The 19,679-nt window shown below is 40.0% G+C and carries 18 protein-coding genes; 17 read left to right on the top strand and 1 reads right to left on the bottom strand.

Going from position 1 to position 19,679, the window contains the following annotated elements:
• Positions 1-5 precede the first annotated feature (5 nt).
• The 17 genes from rplM to ND811_RS07550 all read left to right on the top strand — a co-directional run bounded on the left by rplM (position 6) and on the right by ND811_RS07550 (position 19,263).
• On the top strand, positions 6-458 hold the full coding sequence (rplM, locus tag ND811_RS07630; protein ID WP_002973943.1) for a 50S ribosomal protein L13: 453 nt from the start codon (positions 6-8) through the stop codon (positions 456-458).
• 1 nt (position 459) lies between these two features.
• Positions 460-855: a 30S ribosomal protein S9 gene (gene rpsI, locus ND811_RS07625; protein ID WP_015675896.1), complete on the top strand. Its 396-nt coding sequence runs from the start codon at positions 460-462 to the stop codon at positions 853-855.
• Positions 856-925: 70 nt separating this feature from the next.
• Positions 926-2,131 (top strand): MFS transporter, encoded by a 1,206-nt coding sequence (locus tag ND811_RS07620; RefSeq protein ID WP_265351474.1) that lies wholly within the window; start codon positions 926-928, stop codon positions 2,129-2,131.
• 49 nt (positions 2,132-2,180) lie between these two features.
• Positions 2,181-4,940, top strand: coding sequence for an alanine--tRNA ligase (gene alaS / locus ND811_RS07615; protein WP_265351473.1), 2,760 nt, complete (start codon positions 2,181-2,183; stop codon positions 4,938-4,940).
• A 29-nt stretch (positions 4,941-4,969) separates the two neighbouring features.
• A complete protein-coding gene (locus tag ND811_RS07610) occupies positions 4,970-5,467 on the top strand; it encodes a YajQ family cyclic di-GMP-binding protein (protein ID WP_265351472.1) in 498 nt (165 codons plus the stop codon).
• Between the two features lie 76 nt (positions 5,468-5,543).
• Complete coding sequence (locus ND811_RS07605; RefSeq protein ID WP_265351471.1) at positions 5,544-8,561, top strand: DNA translocase FtsK; 3,018 nt, start codon at positions 5,544-5,546, stop codon at positions 8,559-8,561.
• A gap of 40 nt (positions 8,562-8,601) precedes the next feature.
• Complete coding sequence (locus tag ND811_RS07600) at positions 8,602-9,303, top strand: LolA family protein (RefSeq protein WP_004788302.1); 702 nt, start codon at positions 8,602-8,604, stop codon at positions 9,301-9,303.
• Between the two features lie 17 nt (positions 9,304-9,320).
• On the top strand, positions 9,321-10,421 hold the full coding sequence (locus tag ND811_RS07595; RefSeq protein ID WP_265351470.1) for a helix-turn-helix domain-containing protein: 1,101 nt from the start codon (positions 9,321-9,323) through the stop codon (positions 10,419-10,421).
• Entirely contained in the window at positions 10,421-11,767 is a 1,347-nt protein-coding gene (locus ND811_RS07590) for a MiaB/RimO family radical SAM methylthiotransferase (protein ID WP_265351469.1), read from the top strand. The genes ND811_RS07595 and ND811_RS07590 overlap by 1 nt, the downstream gene beginning before the upstream one ends.
• Positions 11,767-12,513: a CDP-diacylglycerol--glycerol-3-phosphate 3-phosphatidyltransferase gene (gene pgsA / locus ND811_RS07585; RefSeq protein WP_265351468.1), complete on the top strand. Its 747-nt coding sequence runs from the start codon at positions 11,767-11,769 to the stop codon at positions 12,511-12,513. Before ND811_RS07590 ends, pgsA begins: the two co-directional genes overlap by 1 nt.
• Positions 12,494-13,522, top strand: a complete 1,029-nt coding sequence (trpD, locus tag ND811_RS07580; protein WP_265351467.1) for an anthranilate phosphoribosyltransferase — start codon at positions 12,494-12,496, stop codon at positions 13,520-13,522. The genes pgsA and trpD overlap by 20 nt, the downstream gene beginning before the upstream one ends.
• A gap of 26 nt (positions 13,523-13,548) precedes the next feature.
• Positions 13,549-13,872 (top strand): preprotein translocase subunit YajC, encoded by a 324-nt coding sequence (yajC, locus tag ND811_RS07575; RefSeq protein WP_265351466.1) that lies wholly within the window; start codon positions 13,549-13,551, stop codon positions 13,870-13,872.
• 1 nt (position 13,873) lies between these two features.
• Entirely contained in the window at positions 13,874-14,512 is a 639-nt protein-coding gene (locus tag ND811_RS07570; protein ID WP_265351465.1) for an SRP-less Sec system protein, read from the top strand.
• 21 nt (positions 14,513-14,533) lie between these two features.
• Complete coding sequence (gene secD, locus ND811_RS07565) at positions 14,534-16,468, top strand: protein translocase subunit SecD (protein WP_265351464.1); 1,935 nt, start codon at positions 14,534-14,536, stop codon at positions 16,466-16,468.
• Complete coding sequence (gene secF, locus ND811_RS07560) at positions 16,461-17,399, top strand: protein translocase subunit SecF (RefSeq protein WP_265351463.1); 939 nt, start codon at positions 16,461-16,463, stop codon at positions 17,397-17,399. The genes secD and secF overlap by 8 nt, the downstream gene beginning before the upstream one ends.
• Positions 17,400-17,409: 10 nt before the next feature.
• A complete protein-coding gene (locus ND811_RS07555; RefSeq protein WP_265351462.1) occupies positions 17,410-18,651 on the top strand; it encodes a bifunctional diaminohydroxyphosphoribosylaminopyrimidine deaminase/5-amino-6-(5-phosphoribosylamino)uracil reductase RibD in 1,242 nt (413 codons plus the stop codon).
• Positions 18,652-18,654: 3 nt separating this feature from the next.
• Positions 18,655-19,263, top strand: a complete 609-nt coding sequence (locus ND811_RS07550; protein WP_265351461.1) for a riboflavin synthase — start codon at positions 18,655-18,657, stop codon at positions 19,261-19,263.
• Here the strand turns inward: ND811_RS07550 and ND811_RS07545 are convergent.
• Complete coding sequence (locus ND811_RS07545) at positions 19,260-19,640, bottom strand: STAS domain-containing protein (RefSeq protein ID WP_004788515.1); 381 nt, start codon at positions 19,638-19,640, stop codon at positions 19,260-19,262. The two genes, ND811_RS07550 and ND811_RS07545, sit on opposite strands and share 4 nt — an antisense overlap.
• Between the last annotated feature and the right edge of the window lie 39 nt (positions 19,641-19,679).

The raw sequence follows: 19,679 nt of genomic DNA, 5'->3' as shown, positions 1-19,679 counted from the left end.
TACTTATGGAACTATTGTCTAAAGCCCACAAGACCCCTTCTATTGCAAAAGAAGCCGTACAAAAACAGTGGTTTGTTGTGGACGCAACTGATAAGACTCTCGGAAGATTGGCAAGTCAAGTAGCTTCCCGACTTCGCGGAAAACACAAATCTACCTTCACTCCTAACCAGGATTGTGGTGATAATATCATTATCGTTAATGCATCTAAAGTGGCTGTCACAGGTCGCAAAAGAGAACAAAAAATTTACTACCACCACTCACGTTACCCAGGTGGTATGACTGCTATCGCTTTCCACAAACTCATCCAAGAGAATCCGGAAAGAGTGATTATGGAAGCAGTCAAAGGAATGTTGCCTAAATCTAAGTTAGGTGATCAAATGTTGAGAAATTGCCGCGTTTTTGCTGGTAATGACCACAACTTGGGAGCTCAAAAGCCCCTAAAACTGGAGTTGAAATAATATGGCGCAAAAAGCAGTTTGGGCAGTAGGCCGACGCAAAACATCCGTTGCACGTGCAAAAATCGCATCTGGAACTGGTAAAATCACAGTAAATCATAAAGATGTGAAAGATTACATTAAAAACGGTGAACACTTGGTTCGTCGAGCACTTGAGCCTCTTCTAGTTTTAGAAGCTCGTGACAAATACGACATCGCACTCAATGTAACTGGCGGTGGAGTGATTGGTCAAGTGGGAGCGATTCGTCATGCTGTGGCTCGTGCCCTTGTCGCTTTTAATGAGTCACTCAAACCTACTTTGAAAAAAGAAGGGTTTCTTACTCGTGATAGCCGTATGGTGGAACGTAAAAAATACGGTCTACACAAAGCTCGTAGGGGAACTCAGTTCTCTAAACGTTAATCGGAAAATCCTCTTTTTTTCGATACAGAGAGCCTCCTTTTCCGGGAGGCTTTTTTTTTGGTAGGTAACCTTGAACCAACTTATATTTTATTTTGCCTTCGCCATCGGTACCTTTGCCAGTAGTTGTTTTTTGTATTCGATTGTTATCTTTTGCCAAACCTTAGATACAGTAAAAGGTTTCTCAGGGATTGTTTTCTTTTTCCTCTTTTTGCCCTTTCCTATTTTCTTTTTATACACAGGATACTTACTCGATCATTATTCCAAAAAATGGGTAGTCGTTAGTTTTCAATTTTTTCTTTTTATCTCCTCTTTTTCGTTAGGTGCCTTGAATCACTACTTTTTGGATCATCCACTTTTACTTTTGCCCTTAGCTTTTGTGAATGGAATCGGAATGACAACAGTACTTCCCGGGCGGATGGCTATTTTACGCGAAGTGATGGAGTCACATCGGCTGGTTTTTCATACCATTGCGGGAAACTTACTGCTCATTTTTGCATTTGGGATGAGTCCTCTCGCTGTAGGTTGGTTCAGAGAAGGCAATAGTTACCCCAGTTTATTTTTGATTTTGGCGTTATTTCATTTTTTTTCCATGATCGCCTTTACATTGTTAAGATATGATGGCAAAAAATGGAACCCAGAATCCAATTCCAAAAACTTAAATTTTAAAACGATACCTTCCTTCAGAGCTAACCTCCAAATCGTTTTGGAATTTCTAAAAGTAGATTCGGTATCTCGGCAAGTGATGTATATGGCAATTCTCAGTATGTTAGCTCTTGGCCCCATCCAAGTCATCCTACCGAAATATGTAAGACATGAACTGGGCCTTGGAGAACTAGCACGAGGCAAGGTCTTAGTATTTCTCGGGCCGGGTCTGTTTCTTGGTGGGATTCTCACCATCCTATTTCACCACCTAGAAAGAAAGGGACTTGTATTACTCATTGTTTTTACTCTTTCTTCTATTTTCTTTTTAGGATTTGTTCCTTTTGGAAAACCAGAAGCCACCTCTTTTTTTCTGTTTTGTTTTGGGGTTACGGGAGGAATTGTTTCGAGTCTCCTCCCGGCCATTTTACAAAAACGAGCGGAAGACGGACTTCGGGGAAGAATCCTTTCGCTCTATACTGTGTGTTTTCAGTTCACACCAGCAGTTTCTGGCTTTCTTTCCGCCCTCCTTGCGGACACCATTGGGTCGCAACTGACCTTTGGTATTCTCGGTGGGATGTTTCTCTGTTTTGCCTTGTTTTCTTTTCTCCAATACCGGGAATTAAGGCAGAGTTAACTTCGAATTTCCTTGCCCTAGGAGGCAAACCCGATTTCGCTGTAAGTGTATGATGTCGAAAACCGTCCGCGAAATTGCAGAGTTGTATACTAGTTACTTCAAAGGGAAAGGCCACACCATTGTGCCTTCCTCAAGCCTTATCCCAAAAGGGGATCCAACACTTTTATTCACGACTGCTGGGATGGTTCAGTTCAAACCTTTGTTTACTGGAGCGGTGGAGTTGCCATACACCCGAGCCGCTTCGGTTCAAAAATGTGTTCGCACTACCGATTTAGAAGTGGTTGGGAAAACGGAAAGGCATTGTACCTTCTTTGAAATGCTCGGTAATTTCTCCTTTGGAGATTATTTTAAAAAAGAAGCCATTGAATACGCATTAGATTTTTCATTAAACCATCTTCATATTCCCAAAGAGAAAATCTGGGTCACCATTTACCTCGATGATGATGAAGCCAAAAAAATTTGGATGGAAGCCGGAATTCCAGAAGAACGAATTGTAAGGCTTGGGAAAAAAGATAATTTTTGGGGACCAGCCGGAGACAGTGGGGCCTGTGGTCCATGTTCGGAATTGTATTTGGATCGTGGCCCTGAAAAAGGGGGTCCAAATTGTGGCAATAACCCTAGTTGTAAACCCGGATGTGACTGTGATCGTTATTTAGAATATTGGAATTTGGTGTTTAACCAATTCAATCAAACGGTTTCAGGAGAACTCCTCCCTTTAAAACAAACAGGAATTGATACTGGATCTGGCCTCGAACGAGTGGCTATGTTACTGCAAGAAGTGGATTCTGTTTACGATACAGATGAACTAAAATCCATCATTCGTAAAATCGAAGAGTTATCTGGAAAAACTTACGACGAATCCACAAAACAATCTTTCCGAGTAATCACCGATCATTCTCGTTCCGTATTTTTTTCGTTAGGGGATGGAATTTATCCTGATCGTACGGGCCGTGGTTATGTCATCCGCAGGCTCATTCGTAGAGCCTCACTTTTTGCGAGGAAATTGGGAATCCACGAACCGTTTTTATACAAACTGGTTGGGACACTTCGCGATTTATATTCAGTACGTTATCCAGAACTGAAAGATAAAGCAAAAGACATCGAATCCGTCTTAAAAAAAGAGGAAGAACTTTTCCTTCATACTTTGGAAGTGGGGTTGGAAGAGTTGGAATCTCTTTTGAACCATATGAAATCAACCAATCAAACTGTTGTTACCGGGAAAGAAGGATTTCGTTTGTATTCCACCTACGGATTTCCTCGGGAAATGACAAAGGAACTTGTGGAAGATCGCGGGTTCGGCTTTGATGATAAAGGCTTTGAAGAGGAACTTGAGAAAGATCGGGATCTATCGCGCGCTAGTTGGAAAGGAAAAAAAGTCCAATACCTAACAGGCCTTACTGCTAGTCCCGAACTCAAAACGGAATTTTTAGGATACACCGAAATAAAATCTAAGGCTAAAGTTTTATATCTTTTTGTGGATGGAAAGTCTGTGAAAGAGGTTAACCAAGGTATGGAAGCCGTTGTGGTTTTAGATAAAACTCCGTTTTATGCGGAAGGTGGAGGCCAAATTGGTGACTGGGGCTATCTCAAAAAGGAAGGATTCCAGTTTCAGGTCCAAGACACTCAAAAGGAAAATGAAACTTTTTTACATCTCGGAATCATTTTGAAAGGTAAAATTTCTGTCGGAGAAACCATTGAAGCAGAGATTGATACCACACGTCGCCAAAAATTAGCAAACCATCACTCCGGCACACATTTGTTAAATGGAGCCCTTCGCCGCATTTTAGGGACTCACGTGGCCCAAAAAGGTTCCATTGTTTCCTCTGATTATTTACGATTTGATTTTTCACACCCAAAAGCACTTTCGGAAGAAGAAATTATCTCTATCGAAAAAGATGTGAATGAGGCGGTGAATGATCAAATTCCTGTAAAAACAGAAGTTTTGGACATTGAAGCTGCGAAACAATCTGGTGCCTTATCCATGTTTGATGAGAAATATGGAAGTTCTGTTCGCGTGATTTCTATGGGGGAAAAATCCAAAGAATTTTGTGGCGGGACTCATGTATCGAACACAAAAGAAATTGGATACTTTGCTATCATCAAAGAAGGAAGCCCTGGGGCAGGAAACCGAAGGGTTGAAGCTATTTGTGGGGATTCCGTCATTGAATACTTTTTGTCCCAGTTCCAAACACTGGCAGCAAAAGTAGAAACACATAATTTATCGGCCAAAGAAAACTTTGGTGATTTAAAAGAGTATGGAATTACAACGGTGGTTCCTGCACCGGAAGATTTACAGAATCTTTTTTCCAAAGAAGGAAATTCTGCCGTTTTGATTTTACGAAAACTTCGGGAAGATTTAGAAACTGAACTAGAAGAAAAGTCTAGCGCTCTTTTTAAAGCCAAAAAGAAAAAAGAACAAATGAGTTTTCAAATGAATCCAGAGCTTGTGGATGGACTCTTAAAAAAAGCACATTCACTTTCTAAGGGAAAGGTGGTAACGGAAGTGTTTGAGGCTGTAGATGCAAAATCACTCAAAGATTTGGCAGATAGTCTTAAAGCCAAAGAACCAGAAGTTCTCTGTTTATTTGGAACCAGGGACGGGGAAGCCAGTACCCTTGTTTTTATGTGTAACAAGGTTTTGAATGAAAGAGGAATTCATTGTGGGGATCTATTAAAAGAAACCTTGGTGATGTTAGATGGTAAGGGCGGGGGAAGGCCCGATATGGCACAAGGTGGTGGTAAAAAACCGGAAAGTCTTGGAGCCGCTTTGGAATTTGCCTTGGAGCTTTCCAAAAAGAAATTAGGATAATAGAAATAAGAGTTAGTAAGGAGTAAAGTATGGCACAAGATCCATCATTTGACATTGTATCCAAAATCGAAAGACCGGAATTACAAAATGCCGTGGCTCAGGCCATGACTGAAATCCAAACAAGGTTTGATTTTAAAGGATCCAACTCAGAGATCAAACTGACAGAAGATAGTTTGGTTTTGACTTCTGAAAACGATATCAAACTCAAACAGGTGATTGATGTCCTCACCACCAAAATGGCCAAACGGGGAATTAGTTTGAAAGCTTTCGATTTTGACTCCAAAATCGAACCTGCCACAGGCCAAACGGTCCGGCAAAAGGTGAAAATCCAAAACGGTTTGGACAAAGAACAAACCAAACAAATCACGACTCTCATCAAAGACCAAAAACTAAAAGTCCAGGCCTCCATCCAAGGGGATTCGGTTCGGGTGGTTGGTAAAAAAAAGGACGATTTGCAAGAGGTAATGGCTGCCATCCGCAATGCCAATTTCAATTTTGATGCTAATTTCACGAATTTTAAGGGTTAAAATTTTGGTTTAAGGAAAGCCTTTCGGCTTCCATTTTTTTTCATCCTATGTCTCAAAACCGGCCGATATTTCCGGTATGGACCCTAAAAAATCCGTATGGGGATGGACTTTGCCGCGCAAAGACTTCCTTCCGTATCTATTAGTATTTTCCGGTGTGTTTTTACTTCTTTCTCTCTTTTCGTTTCAGGAAGGAGAGGACGGATCGCTTTTCAATTGGTTTGGAAGGCTTGGTCATTACATTGCCTTCACATTACTTTATATTTTAGGAAAGTCCTCTTTTTTACTCGCAGGATTTGTTTTGATGTTAGGGGTTCTATCTCTCCGTAACCCTGATTTTGATCGACTCAGTAAGGCACTTTTTTTCCCTCTCTTTCTTGTTGCAACAACGGTAAGTTTGAATCTTTTGGAAACTCCACTAGGCCATGTAGGAGATAGTGGTGGGATTCTTGGGCAATTTTTCTCTTGGGTTTTTTCTTATCTTTTTGGTGAGACAGGACGTATCCTTGTTGTTTTCTTTTTATACTTATACTTTGCCGTAATTTGGTTAGAAGACGGGGCTTGGTCTTTTACCTTTGCTGCCATTAACAAATATTCCAATGGAATCTATAAAATGTTAGGTGGTAGAAATGACCTTCCTCATTTAAGACTTCCTCAGTTTTTAGAATCGGTTGTTTCCACTAGACGCGGATCAGCAGAGGAAATTCGTAACAAACAATGGTTTGCAGTCCAAACGGAAGAAGAATCAAAAGAGGATTTGGCCCATCATTTTTGGAATGTTGTGGCAGATGAAAAAAGGGAGGGAAATCGAAACTCTCATTCTCGTTTTGAGAGATCGTCTTCTTTTTCTGACCCCAATTTTTCTCCGGAAAAAAAGTTTATAAGTAAGGATGGATTAGAGAATCGTTTTCATCAAAATCCTTCCTCAAAAAAAACACCATCCGTTCGTTATCGCAACACCTCTCATTTTGAAGGATTTTTTGATGAGGCGGGAAAAGTATTTCGATTCCAAAAACAAGAATCCAAATTAGATTCTCTTGCCGAATTTGAAAAAAATGAAATTTTGATTTCCAGATTAAAGTTAACGGACAACAGGCGAGCACAAGAAGAATTGGAGGAGATTGAAAGTAAAAGAGAATCTAAAATTCTTTTCCAATTTCCAGAGGCCAAATGGAAACCAAAATTGGATGAGGGTCTGGGATTAGAAAATCTAGAACTTCCAAAATTAGACCCTGTAAAACCTGCTTTTGCTCGTGATACCCAAATTCTTGAGAGCTCTAGTCTTTCTTCTTCTTTTGTTTATGATGAGGACTATGATGATTTGGAAGAAGATCCTGCTTTGGAAATAGGATCTGAGAATGAAAAACTCGAATCCAATTCTTCCCTTTATGAAAAGGGAGAAGATAACAACCCATCGGAAGCCGTCGCCATTCCGGAATCGGTTCGTTTGTCTTTAGTGGAAGAAACCGGTTGGGATGTGAGTGAAGAAGAATCTTCCGAAGAAGAGGACGGAGAGAACATAGAAGTGTATGAAGAGGAGACTCTTGAAACTTTGGCGGTAGAAACAAACTCACCTCTCATAAAATCTAACTTAAGTTCTGGGAATTTCGGAAAGAAAAAACTGGCTCCTAAGGAAGAACAACAGGAACTGATGTTTGGTTCTATGGTTCCGAAACCAAAACTAAAAAAAGGAAAGTATTATATCTCTCCACGACTTCTTGTCTCCCACCAAGTTCCTGTGGCCAATATTTTAAAGAACGATAGTGAACTGGATCTGATCTCTCGTAAAATTGAAGAATCCACAGGGCATTTCGGAATTGAATCCAAAGTGATTACCAAAGAAAGAGGACCCATCATCACTCGTTATGAAATCACTATCCCAAATGGAATCAAACTGAATCGGATTGTTTCGCTTTCTGATGAAATCAGGGCCTATTTAGAGGTAAAAAATATTCGGATTGTGGCACCTATCCCTGGTAAGGCGTCGATTGGAATCGAAGTTCCGAATCGAATTAGGGAAGACGTATTTTTGTCCGAGATTTTAAAAGATACCATCCTCCAACAAAAGGCCAAAGACTTATCCATCTGTATCGGGAAAGATATTTCGGGTAAACTTGTGATGATTGATATCGCCAAACTCCCTCACTTACTTGTTGCGGGAACCACGGGTTCTGGTAAGTCGGTGAGTATCAATGCGATGATCACAAGTTTGATTTGCACTCGCTCACCCGAAGAAGTGCGTTTCATTATGATCGATCCAAAGATGGTGGAGATGACTCTTTATGAAGGAATCCCACACCTACTTATGCCAGTGATTACAGATCCTAAAAAGGCAACGAAGGCACTTTCTTGGGCCATCCAAGAAATGGAGAGTCGTTACCAAATGATCTCTCAATTGAAAAGTAGGGATTTCAAAAGTTTCAATGAAAAGGTAGATGAATATGCTCATGCCAAGGGTTTTCAAAAACTTCCGTACATTGTGATCTTTATTGATGAGCTTGCAGATCTTATGATGGTTTCGGGAAAGGATTTGGAAGAACAGATCCAGCGTATTTCCCAAAAGGCAAGAGCCGTAGGAATCCATTTGGTGATGGCAACCCAAAGGCCTTCTGTGGATGTGATCACCGGAGTCATCAAAGCCAACTGTCCGGCACGCGTTGCCTTCCAAGTGGCCCAAAAAACAGACTCTAGAACCATTCTGGATACCAGTGGTGCCGAGACCCTCCTCGGAAAAGGGGACTTTTTATACCGGTCTCCCACTTCCAGTGATCTCCAAAGGATCCAAGCTCCTTTTATCGAAGAGAAAGAAATTGAGTCCATCGTGGAAGAGGCAAAAAAACAGGGTGCTCCTGCGTATGTCGAAATGAACTGGGACGATGAAACGAGTATCGAGATGGCTTCTGACGAAGATGAAGAACTTTTTGATGAGGCATGGAATATCGTTGTGACCGAAAAAAAGGCGAGTGCTAGTTATTTACAAAGAAGGATGAGAATCGGTTACAACAAAGCGGCAAGACTTATGGAGCTCATGGAAATGAGGGGATATGTTTCGCCTCAAGTGGGGGCCAAACCCCGGGAAATCCTGCGTTCAGCGTAAATCATCGACAAGAGAAGTTTGTCTGAAAAACTGGGAATCTATGAAAGTATGGATCGGATCTTTGTTACTTGTTTTGGGTGTTTCTCTTGGTGCCCAAACAAGTCCGGCTCACAATTGGCACTCACCCTCAGAAGTGGTGAAAAAGATAAAGAAGAACTTTAGTGATATTAATTCCTATTCGGCTGATTTTCTCATCAAAACAGAAGACAACAAAAAGGAAAAACAAATGCGCGGGAAATGTTTCTACAAACGTCCCGGAAAAATCAGATATAATTTTGCTGAACCAGAAGGGGACGAAATTGTATCCGATGGAAAAACACTTCATATCTTTATCAAAAGGTTAGGTGCTGTTGGAAAACAGGATTTAACCCTCGATCGTAAAAATACTTCTGGCCCTATCTTTACAACAAACAGTCCTGATGGACTCAACCGCCTCTTTCGTAAATACCATTATAAATTTGATACCATTGAACAACCGCGTTCGATGGGGGACACGACCAAATACTTTGTGTTAGACCTTGACCAAAGAGAAAAGATTGGTGGATTCGAAAAGATGAAACTCTTTGTGGATTCTGAATCCTACTTAATCAAAAAAGCAGTGGCTACCGATGGTCGCGGAAAAGTCACCACCATCTCATTTTCTAATATTAATTTTTCTGAAGAAATCCAAGACGGAGTTTTCAATTTTCACATGAGCGGTAACGCGAAGATTGTTAACAACCCTCTTGTCTCCGAGAACTAAGCAAAGAGGATATCATTTTGAACACAAAACGAGTCGGTCAAATCATTCGAGAAGCCAGAGAAGATAAAAAACTTTCCGTGAAAGATGTTGCGAAGGAAACAAATATCGCAGCAAAGTACATCATTGCTTTGGAAACTGAAGATTATTCTCAATTTCCTGCCGAGACATTTGCCCTCGGTTTCTTAAAGAACTATGCAAGTTATTTGAAACTAGATACAGCAATGCTTCTCAATCTCTATCGTGGAGAACAGATTGAAGAATCCCAGGCTCCTTTAGAGGAACTAACTCGACCAACAACCACTCCGTTTAGTTTAGATAGAAATAAAATCATAAGCCTTATTTCTATTTTTCTTTTTGTGATCTCAGCTTATATTATCTATATTAGTTTTGAAGATTCTAACTCTGGATCGATGGATGAAGAAACCGCTGAAGTTGGTTCGACCGTTGAAACAGTAGCAAGCTCCGACATTCCTTCTGGAATTAATTTTGTTTCCCAAAGTGTTCCAGAAAACGCAAGTGTTCCTTTTATTTTAACAGAAGACCGTGGTGTGAGTTTTAGCGTCAATAACCAACAGTGTAAGATGTTTATCAAAGGTGTTTCCAATGGAAAAGCAAACCTTGGATTCAATATCTTTCCTGAAAAAAATGTATATTTTTTTCAAACTGCAGAAGGAGAGGAAACCATCCTTTCTTATCGAATCGAGGAATTGGCTTCTCTTCGTCGTGACATCCGAGTGGTGACCCAAGCCGTGACTGAAAAATCCGCCAAAGTTCTTGTGACTTTGAAAGAAGAGAGAGAAGGTGTTGCTGTAAAATCTCCGGTTGGCGATGTTCCGATCCAGGTCACACTCTTTTTCTCCAAACCAAGCTACGTTGAGTTTGTGTTAGATGGTCAAATGGGGGAGAGGGGACTTGTTTCCGCAGGAGAAGTCAAACATTTAGAAGCCCGTGATCGCCTTGAAATTAAAGTGGGTGATGGTGGGGCCGTGGAAATGGTCCAAAACGGAAAAGAGCGTTCTGTCCTTGGAAAACCAGGAAAACTCGTCAAAAAAATCTTCATTCGTAAACCAAATCCTTATGATTCGACTCAGTCCATCATTGGAGAGTTAGGCGAGTAATGCCGAAATTAAAAGAAAAAACGGAAGAGACGCCGAAGTCGTTTTATATTACGACTCTCGGTTGCCCGAAAAACACCGTAGATTCGATGGCCATGCACCAGTCGCTTCTAAAGGAAGGTTTACTTCCAGCGGCAGGTCCTGAAGCCAGCGACTTTCATTTAGTCAATACATGTACTTTTATTCAAGATGCCACCAAGGAAACCATTCAAACCATTTTGGATTCCATTGATATTAAAAAGAAAAACAAACAAAAGTTAGTGGTGGTTGGTTGTTTTGCAGAACGTGCTGGAAAAGAAATTTCCGACGATCTTCCTGAAGTGGATCTACATTTTGGAACGGGAAAGTATGATAAAGCAGGGGAGATTTTAAGAAAAAGTTTTCCTTTGGAATTCAAAGATCTTTCCGAATTCAATGAAGACCTTCTAGAAAGACTCACTACAAGTAAGGGAATTGAAAACTATTCCAAACCATACTCCTACGTAAAAATTTCTGATGGTTGCAACCGCGGATGTAACTTTTGTATCATTCCTAATTTACGTGGTAAATACCGCGATACAGATATCTCCGATGTATTATCACAAACGAAACTGGCTGTCAAAGCTGGTTCTAAAGAAATTTGTCTTGTTTCTCAAGATACTGTGTTCTATGGAAAGGATACGGAAAAACTATTGGATTTAGTTCGTTCAGTAGCGGATGTAGATGGTGTGGAACTTCTTCGCCTCCTCTACCTTTATCCAGATAAAAAAACAGAAAAGTTACTAGATCTCTACGGAGAAATTCCGAAAATTGCCCCGTATTTGGAAAGCCCCTTACAACATGTTTCCAAATCGGTTTTGAAATCGATGAACCGAACCGGTGAATATTCTTATTTCAAATCTTTATTCCAAAAAGCAAGGGACATCCGTCCAGATTTGGAAATTCGTACTTCCTTTATTTTGGGTTTTCCTGGCGAAACGATGGAAGACGTGGAAGAGATCATTCGGTTTGTAGAAGATGTAAAACCTGAAAAGGTAAATTTATTTCCCTATTCTCCGCAAGACGGAACCAAAGGTGCTACAATGGATGGCCAACTCAAAGACAAAGAGATTGCTCGCCGTGTGAATCTTGTGCGAGATGCCTATCTTGGAACTTTGAAGTCCATCCACCAAAATCGAATTGGAAAACTTTATCCCGCAGTAGTAGATGAAGTATTGGAAAAGGGGGCCATTGTCCGCCGTTTTCAAGATGCTCCAGAGATTGATGAAGTGGTTTATGTGGAAGAGGATGGTCTAAGGCTTGGTCAGTTTGGTCAGGTAAGAGTGGATTCTTTTTATGAATTAGATATGTCGGGGACTTGGGTGGTTTAGTGGAAGATTGGAAAACCATTGCCAATATCCCGAATTTACTGACTGTCCTTCGGGTTCTTGCACTTCCTTTTTTTATCTTTGCTTTATTCCAGAAGGAATGGGAATACCAAATTTTCGCATTTGTTCTCTTTGCTCTTGCCTCTCTCACGGATCTTGTGGACGGATACTTAGCACGTAAGTGGAACCAACAAACGGAATTTGGAAAGTTTCTCGATCCACTCGCTGATAAATTTTTAGTGATTGGATGTTTTGTTACTTTTTTATTCATCCACGAACCTATTGAAGTTTGGATGGTGGTTCTCATCATTGGACGCGATATGCTCATAACTTTTTTACGTTATATTGCTGTGCGTTCCGGAAAGAGCCTTCGCACTACTATGATGGGGAAAGTAAAAACTGCCTTCCAAATGGGTGCTATTTTAATGATCCTTGTCGTGTTTATGCTCATCTCTGGGAAAAGAAGAGCTATGATCAACGAAACCTATGCAATGGGAAAACTTTCTGGTTATTCTACCTTTGAAGTAGCATCACAACATGCCTATGAGTTTTATACTTTGGCCAAAACCACAGAGTCTTTAAGTTTTACAGACTTTTTTGATTCCATTGCATCGTTTGTTCCTTATTTTGGAATGTTATTTACAACGTTCATTACTGTTATTTCTGGGCTTCGTTATATTGTGACCAATTATCAGTTGTTAAGTTTTTATAACCTCAAAAGGATTTTTTATGACCGCGCCAACAATTAAAGAAATACTTGGGCAAGTTGTTTCTGGACACCATCTAGTGGATGACCATGCCGAACTTTTTTTAAGTGAGGTGATGGATGGAAAAGTCCCTGAACCTGTCCTTGCTTCTTTTCTCACCGCCATGAAAATGAAGGGCGAAACGACGGATGAATTATACGGATTTGTTCGTGCGATGCGTAGTCATGCCATCAAACCTTCCAAACATTTTGATTTTGATTTTTTAGACACTTGTGGGACAGGGGGAGATGGAAAAGGAACTTTGAATGTTTCGACTCTGTCGGCTCTCACTCTGGCAAGCCTTGGGTTCAAAGTCGCCAAACACGGAAATCGTTCGGTTTCCTCTCTTTCTGGAAGTTCTGATATTCTATCGGGACTTGGTTACAAACTAGACCAGTCCACTGCAGATTCGGAATCTGAATTCCTACGCACAGGGTTTGTATTTTTGTTTGCTCCCGCTTGGCACCCAGCGATGAAATATGCAGGCCCGGTTCGTACTGCCTTAGGTTTTCGCACATTTTTTAATTTAATTGGGCCTCTCTCCAATCCTTTTTCGCCTACCCACCAAATGGTCGGTGTTTATGATAAATCTCTCTGTTTACCGATGGCGGAGATTTTGGGAAGACTTGGCTCTAAACGTGCGATTGTCTGCCATTCACGAGACGGATTGGATGAATTTTCTATCTTTGAAGAAACCGATTATGCATATTTTGACGGAAAGGAAACCAACGAATTTACCTTTACACCTGGAGAACTTGGCCTAAATTCCAAAGAATTGGACAGAAACACCGTTTTCTCTTCTTCTAAAGAAGGGGCAGAAAGCCTATTTCGTGCAGTTCTTGACCCAAAAGAACCTACGGGGGGAACGGCAATGGTGGCTCTCAATGCTGGGGTGGCTATGTTTTTGCTAGGTGCCACAAACGATATAAGAACAGGGTACGAAACAGCAAAAGCAGCTCTCCTCGAGAAAAAAGTTCTCCGATTCGTTCATGAAACATTGAATTTAAGATAAGGCCTATAAACATTGGATAAATAGCTATGCTCAATTTTAACTTTTTAACACCAGAAATTCTAATCCTTGCCCAAGAAGAGGGTGCAAAGTCGTCTCTACAATCTCTCATCATCATTCCGATCATGTTAGTTGCTATGTACTTTCTTGTGATTCTTCCGAATAAAAAAGAAGAGAAAAAACGTAAAGAAATGATCACTAACCTCCAAAAAGGGGATAGTGTTGTCACAAGTAGCGGCCTTCACGGAAAGATTGTTGAGTTCAAAGACAATAACGAAACCGTTGTTTTGAGTGTTGCTGCGAACACGAACATAACTTTTGAAACTAGCGCTATTCTGAAGAAGAAAGCCTAAGATGAAGAGACTCTTCTTAGTTACCGTAACACTTTGTTTTTCTGTTTCCCTCTTTGCACAGGAGGGTTTGGATTTTTTAGATAAGGTAAATGATAAACCTAAATCGACAACCACCAAACCCAAAGAAGAAACAAATGTAATCACAACAAAAAAACAAACAAACATTGTGACTACAACTGGAACCACTACAGGTAAAAAGAAGAAATCGAAAAAGAAATCCAAACAAAACCAACTCACAGGGGAGACTCTTCCTCAAAACACAAACCTAGTTTCAAATCCCAATCAGAATACAACTGTTCCTGTAACAGACAAATCCCTTCCTGGTTTAGACAAACAAGTAGCGGTTGTGGAAGAAGAGGAAGTAGCGAGTAATGGTCTGTGGATGGATTCTACTGTATCTGTGGAACCAACGGGACTTCCGGGTTTTGCTTCGGATTTAAAAATGGGAAAAACAGAAACTGGAAGTGTGGAAACAAACCTCTCTTCCAACAAAGAAACGGGAAAATCTCTGTTTAGTTTCTCTGATTTTTTTGCTAAATATAAAAAAGCAATGATGATCCTTGGGATTATCATACTATTTGCTTTTTACAGACTTAGATCCGCTCGCCCGGGATCTAGCAGTCGTTCTTATAGAAGATAATAATTTTAGGAGCAAACTAACTTGCAATCGTATCGACTATTGATTCTTCCTTTTTTGATTCTGGCGGTTTCTTTTACAATATTGTATCCGAACTTTGCCGATCGCACTTTAAAGATCGTTGTGAAAGAAGACGTATATAATTTACCAGAAGCTGATCAAAAAGTTTTGGTAAATGCTCTTTTTGAACGTTGGGCTAAAGATTATGGCAAAACTTCTGGATGGACCATTGAACCACAAGGAACCCTTCCTCCCAAAGAGAATCCTTTTTACATAGTCAAAGGACGATTCATTACTTCTGCAAAGATCAATCAAATCTCCCAAGAAAATCAATCTTTGGTCAGTGAATCCAAAAACAAATTAGAACCTACTTGGATTGAAGAAACGATTCGCGGTGGAAAATCTTTATCCATTAAGTTAGGTCTTGATTTGCAAGGGGGAATGCGAGTAGTCCTTAAAGGTGACTTTGATGATTATACTTCTAAGCTGAAAGACCTCTACGCAAAAGAATTAGCGGAACTGAACCTAACACTCAGTAACCCAGCAACTAAACCAGAAGAAAAAGAAAAAGCAAAATCAAGACTCACGGAAATTGAATCTAGTTTTGATCTTTCTCCTATGCGTAAAATTGTGGAATTAGAAAAAGCGAAGATGATTATCGACAATCGTCTCACGACTCAAAACCTAACAGAACCTCAAGTTCGTATCCAAAAAGAACAAGATGCGATCGAAGTTTCGCTTCCCGGTGTTGCTAACTCAGCCGCTATTTTAGAAATTTTACAAAATACCGAAACAGTTGAATATCGTTTGGAAGAGCCAACACCTTTCCTTTATAAAAGCCAAATTGCGGACAACGAACGTCGTATGATGGATTTAGGAAAAAGAGAAAATACTGATATTTTCTTATTCCAAGAACTTGTAAAAAATAAAGCAGGGAAAAAGGCCCAAGATGAGTTCTTGGAAGGTTTGGAAAAGAAATACAACATTCCAAAAGACTTTAAAGTTTATGCTATGTGGGCTCGCGGAAATGCGGCAAAGTCTGCACTTCTTCCTCGTAGTTTTGTGGTTTTGGAACGTAAAATTGCTTTATCCGGCAATGATATGACCAATGCCCAACCGTCCTATAACTCCAATTCTTATGGTTGGATGGTTAGTTTTACACTCACTCCTAACGGAGCCGAAAAGTTTTTTGATCTTACTTCGCAAAACCGTGGCCGAAACCTAGCAATTGTTTGGGGAGATAAAGTAATCTCTAATCCAGTGATCAACGATCCAATTGCAGGTGGTAGGGCAGAAATTTCGGGAAGTTTTTCTGAACAAGAAGCCATTCGATTGGCAAACGTAATTTCAGAAGGAGCACTTCCCATTCCACTTTCTGTTTTGGAGATGCGATTCATTGGACCAACTCTGGGAATTGAATCAATCGAAGTGGGTGTGAAGGCGGTAGCAATTGGGTTTTTCCTGGTAATGATTTATATGATCTTCTATTACAGGTTAGGTGGATTTATTGCTGATATTTCCCTTCTTATCAACCTCGTCATTTTAGCCGCACTTTTAACTCTTATGGATTTTACATTAACACTTCCAGGGATCGCAGGGATCATTTTGACTGCTGGTATGGCGGTCGATGCGAACGTGATCATTTATGAAAGGATCAGAGAAGAGATTGAGGAAGGTAGAGCGCTTTCGATTGCGGTCACACGTGGTTTTGAAAATGCATTTTGGACCATTATGGATGCAAACGTTACTACACTCATAGCGGGGATTTTAATGATTCGACTTGGAAATGGACCTATCAAAGGTTTTGCGATCACTCTTTGTTGGGGGATTGTCACAACTCTCTTTACTTCTCTTTTCCTCTCCAGATTATTTATGGAACTTACCGTAAACAGAATGGGTGTTCATCATTTAAATTTAAGACCTTTCTTCTTTGGAAAAAAGGAGACAAAAAATGCGTAATATTAATTTCACAAAGTATAAATATTTTACTCTTAGTTTTTCCTTTTTAGCAATAGTTCTCGGGTTTGCCATCACCTTTGGTAAATACGGTGGATTTGCTCACTCACTTGATTTTAATGGTGGGCTCCGCACTGTTGTGGAACTTCCTGCTGATAAAACTCGTGCTGACTTAGAAGGATATTTTCAATCGAAAAATATCGAAGCTGTTGTGATCCTTCTAGAGAAAGAAAAGAACATATATCAGTTAGATATCGGACTTGGATCACTAGATACCATAGAAACTTTGTACAAAGAAATTCCAGAGGCGAACAGGGAGTCTTCTACTTCTGCGATTGATCGTTTTGTCCAACTCCTAAGATACGAATACAAACTTCCTAAAGAAAAAGTTCTTTCGGCTGACCAAGTGGGAGCAGTGGTAGGTGGTGAGTTGACGGAAGTGGGAATCACACTTCTTCTCACAACACTTGCTATCATTCTTTTGTATTTGAGTATTCGTTCACAGTTTAAGTTTGCATTGGCTTCTTCCATTGCTCTGGTTCATGATATTCTCATGACTTTGGCCCTTATTGGTTTTTTACAAATCAAACCAAGTGTTCCGATCATTGCCGCACTTCTCACTCTCCTTGGTTATTCCATTAACGATAAAATTGTGGTGTTTGATCGAATTAGAGAAAATGCACATGGAAAAGACAATTTAGCTCTTTCTAATATCATTAATGTTTCCATCACTCAAACCTTGGGTAGAACCATCAATACTTCCTTTACAACAATGATTTCTGTTGTGGCAATCATCGTAGGTGGGGCAGTGGAATTGTATGATTTTGCCTTTGTTCTTCTTTTTGGTGTAATTGTAGGAACATATTCTTCCATCTATATTGCAGCGCCTATTTCTGAGATTTACGACCAACTCAGGAAAAAACGATTCGCATAACAAAAGTATTATGAATGCAGAGAAAAGAAAGGAAACTTATTCTCTGCATTCGCTACTTGGGTTTTTGGCAATGGGAAAAACCGGTGCCAACCCTCCCGTTTCGGCTGTATTAACGGATGAAACTGGCTCTATTCTTGCCAGTGCCCATACCCAAAAATTTGGTGGCAATCATGCGGAGAGGGAACTTTATTCTCGTTATACGAGTGTCAATGAAAACCAAATTCTTTCTGTCAGTTTAGAACCTTGTACACATTTTGGAAAAACACCACCTTGCCGTGATTTGGTGATCGAAAAAAAACCAAAAGAAATCAAACTAGGATGGAAGGATCCTAACCCCTTAGTGACTTCTGGGGATTGGGAAAAATACTCTGAGTCTGGAATTTCTGTAGCCTTAGATCCCATGCTTGCAAAGGTTTCCCTTCCTTTTTTACAAGGTTTCTTGCATAGAATCCAAACGGGGCGCCCTTGGGTCTGGATCAAAGCAGCCACATCGATCGAAGGAAATTATGCTTCGAAAGAAAAAGAGAAGGAACGGGTGAGCTCAGAAGAGATGGATCTATATTTGCAAATCTTTCGAGCTAAAATGGATGCGATTGCTGTTGGACCTGGAACGGTCTTTATCGATTCGCCTTCTCTCCATTTTCGAATTACGGATGAGATGGTTCAGTCACAAAAACCTGCAAAAAGAGTTACGGAATTAGAACCTTTTTTTGAAGCGGGTGCTGGACTCATCTCTTCTGTATTACTTTACACAAAAGAATCTGAAAAATTGCATCGCCTAGAAGAAGAGGTTTACCAACCATTTCGTATCTTTTTTTTGGATCTAAACCATCTCCCAACTGATGCTTTTTTTGCAAAACAAAGGGAATTAACTGAAAAGTTTGGAATCAAAAAATGTATTTTTTTTATTCTAATTGATGATGATTCAAAACCTATCTCAAATGAACTAGAGGATCAAATCAAAATCCTTTCCCCTTATGAAGCTGTATTTATTTATTCAGATGAAGGTGATAAGTTTTTAGAAATTCTCGGAGACCTTGGCATTAATACTTTGTTATGTGAAGCAGGAAGTTTTTTTCCTAGGTTCCTTCAAAATGAACTTACTGAAGCGGATCGAATTTTAGAAATTCGAAATGAGAATAAATCCATTCCGAATGGAATTCCTTTTTTATATCATAATGAACCATTGGTTTCTGAATATCTAGTCGGAACAAACCGTATTTTTATCAGGAAACTCGGGAGGAGTATTTAGCGTATGTTTACTGGTCTTGTCGAAACCCTCGGAAAAGTCATCACGATCGAACCAATTGATTCGGGAATCCAATTCACAATTGAAACAGAATGGGAAAATCCGGATTTAAAAATAGGAGATTCGATTGCCATCAATGGTGCTTGTATGACGGTCACTGAATTTAGCGACCTAGGCAATTTATTCAAATTTTATGCTTCGTTTAAATCACTTGAACTTACCAACTTGTCTAGGTTAGGGGAAGGTTCTACTGTAAATTTAGAACGAGCGATGGCACTTGGACAACGTTTCGGGGGACATATGGTTCAGGGCCATGTGGACGGAATGGCAAAAGTAATCAGTCGAAAAAAAATCGAGACGGAAGTGGAAGAGTTTTGGGTGGAGATTCCAAAAGAGTTACAACGTTATTTTGTAAAAAAAGGGTCGGTGACATTGGATGGGATCAGCTTAACTGTGGTTGATGTTAAAGATGGAAATATCCAACTCATCCTGATTCCAGAGACAATGGAAAAAACCAATGCAAATACTTGGAAAAAAGACCAGAGGCTAAATGTCGAAGTGGATGTACTTGCCAAGTACATTGAAAACTATTTGGAACAGAGGTCTGGGTCTTAGTTCCGTTTTAGAAGATCGTCAATTTCGGAATCGGTATCGTCATCGGAAATATATTTGGTACGAAAATCCATTTCATTCATAATTTCAAAAAACATATCTAATTTTGCTAATTTGAATACGTTTAAAATCATTGGCTTCATACCAACAAGGATGAGTTTGCCTTTTTTGTTTTTGAGTGAATTGAGGCTTTTGATAAGAGACCCAATTCCAGAAGAATCAATATAGTCGAGGCGGCTCATTTCGATGGAAACGATACTTGGGTTTGGTTCAATGAGTTTTGCAAAGATTGACTCAAATTCCTCTGTGGATTCGATATCGAATTTTCCTGCAATTTCAATGGTTTTGATCTTTCCCGTTGCGTTTAGTTTCAGTTCCACATGACCTCCGATCCGGAATATTTAGACAAAAGAAAGGGG

This window comes from Leptospira soteropolitanensis (genome assembly GCF_026151655.1).
Taxonomy (GTDB): Bacteria; Spirochaetota; Leptospiria; order Leptospirales; family Leptospiraceae; genus Leptospira_A; species Leptospira_A soteropolitanensis.
This window is presented reverse-complemented; position numbering and strand designations above follow the sequence as displayed.

Bases quoted from the DNA above. Each gene is read 5' to 3' on its own strand.
- rplM (WP_002973943.1), top strand. From the start codon at position 6: ATGGAACTATTGTCTAAAGCCCACAAGACCCCTTCTATTGCAAAAGAA.
- rpsI (WP_015675896.1), top strand. From the start codon at position 460: ATGGCGCAAAAAGCAGTTTGGGCAGTAGGCCGACGCAAAACATCCGTT.
- alaS (WP_265351473.1), top strand. From the start codon at position 2,181: ATGATGTCGAAAACCGTCCGCGAAATTGCAGAGTTGTATACTAGTTAC.
- ND811_RS07610 (WP_265351472.1), top strand. From the start codon at position 4,970: ATGGCACAAGATCCATCATTTGACATTGTATCCAAAATCGAAAGACCG.
- ND811_RS07605 (WP_265351471.1), top strand. From the start codon at position 5,544: ATGGACCCTAAAAAATCCGTATGGGGATGGACTTTGCCGCGCAAAGAC.
- ND811_RS07600 (WP_004788302.1), top strand. From the start codon at position 8,602: ATGAAAGTATGGATCGGATCTTTGTTACTTGTTTTGGGTGTTTCTCTT.
- ND811_RS07590 (WP_265351469.1), top strand. From the start codon at position 10,421: ATGCCGAAATTAAAAGAAAAAACGGAAGAGACGCCGAAGTCGTTTTAT.
- trpD (WP_265351467.1), top strand. From the start codon at position 12,494: ATGACCGCGCCAACAATTAAAGAAATACTTGGGCAAGTTGTTTCTGGA.
- yajC (WP_265351466.1), top strand. From the start codon at position 13,549: ATGCTCAATTTTAACTTTTTAACACCAGAAATTCTAATCCTTGCCCAA.
- ND811_RS07570 (WP_265351465.1), top strand. From the start codon at position 13,874: ATGAAGAGACTCTTCTTAGTTACCGTAACACTTTGTTTTTCTGTTTCC.
- secF (WP_265351463.1), top strand. From the start codon at position 16,461: ATGCGTAATATTAATTTCACAAAGTATAAATATTTTACTCTTAGTTTT.
- ND811_RS07555 (WP_265351462.1), top strand. From the start codon at position 17,410: ATGAATGCAGAGAAAAGAAAGGAAACTTATTCTCTGCATTCGCTACTT.
- ND811_RS07550 (WP_265351461.1), top strand. From the start codon at position 18,655: ATGTTTACTGGTCTTGTCGAAACCCTCGGAAAAGTCATCACGATCGAA.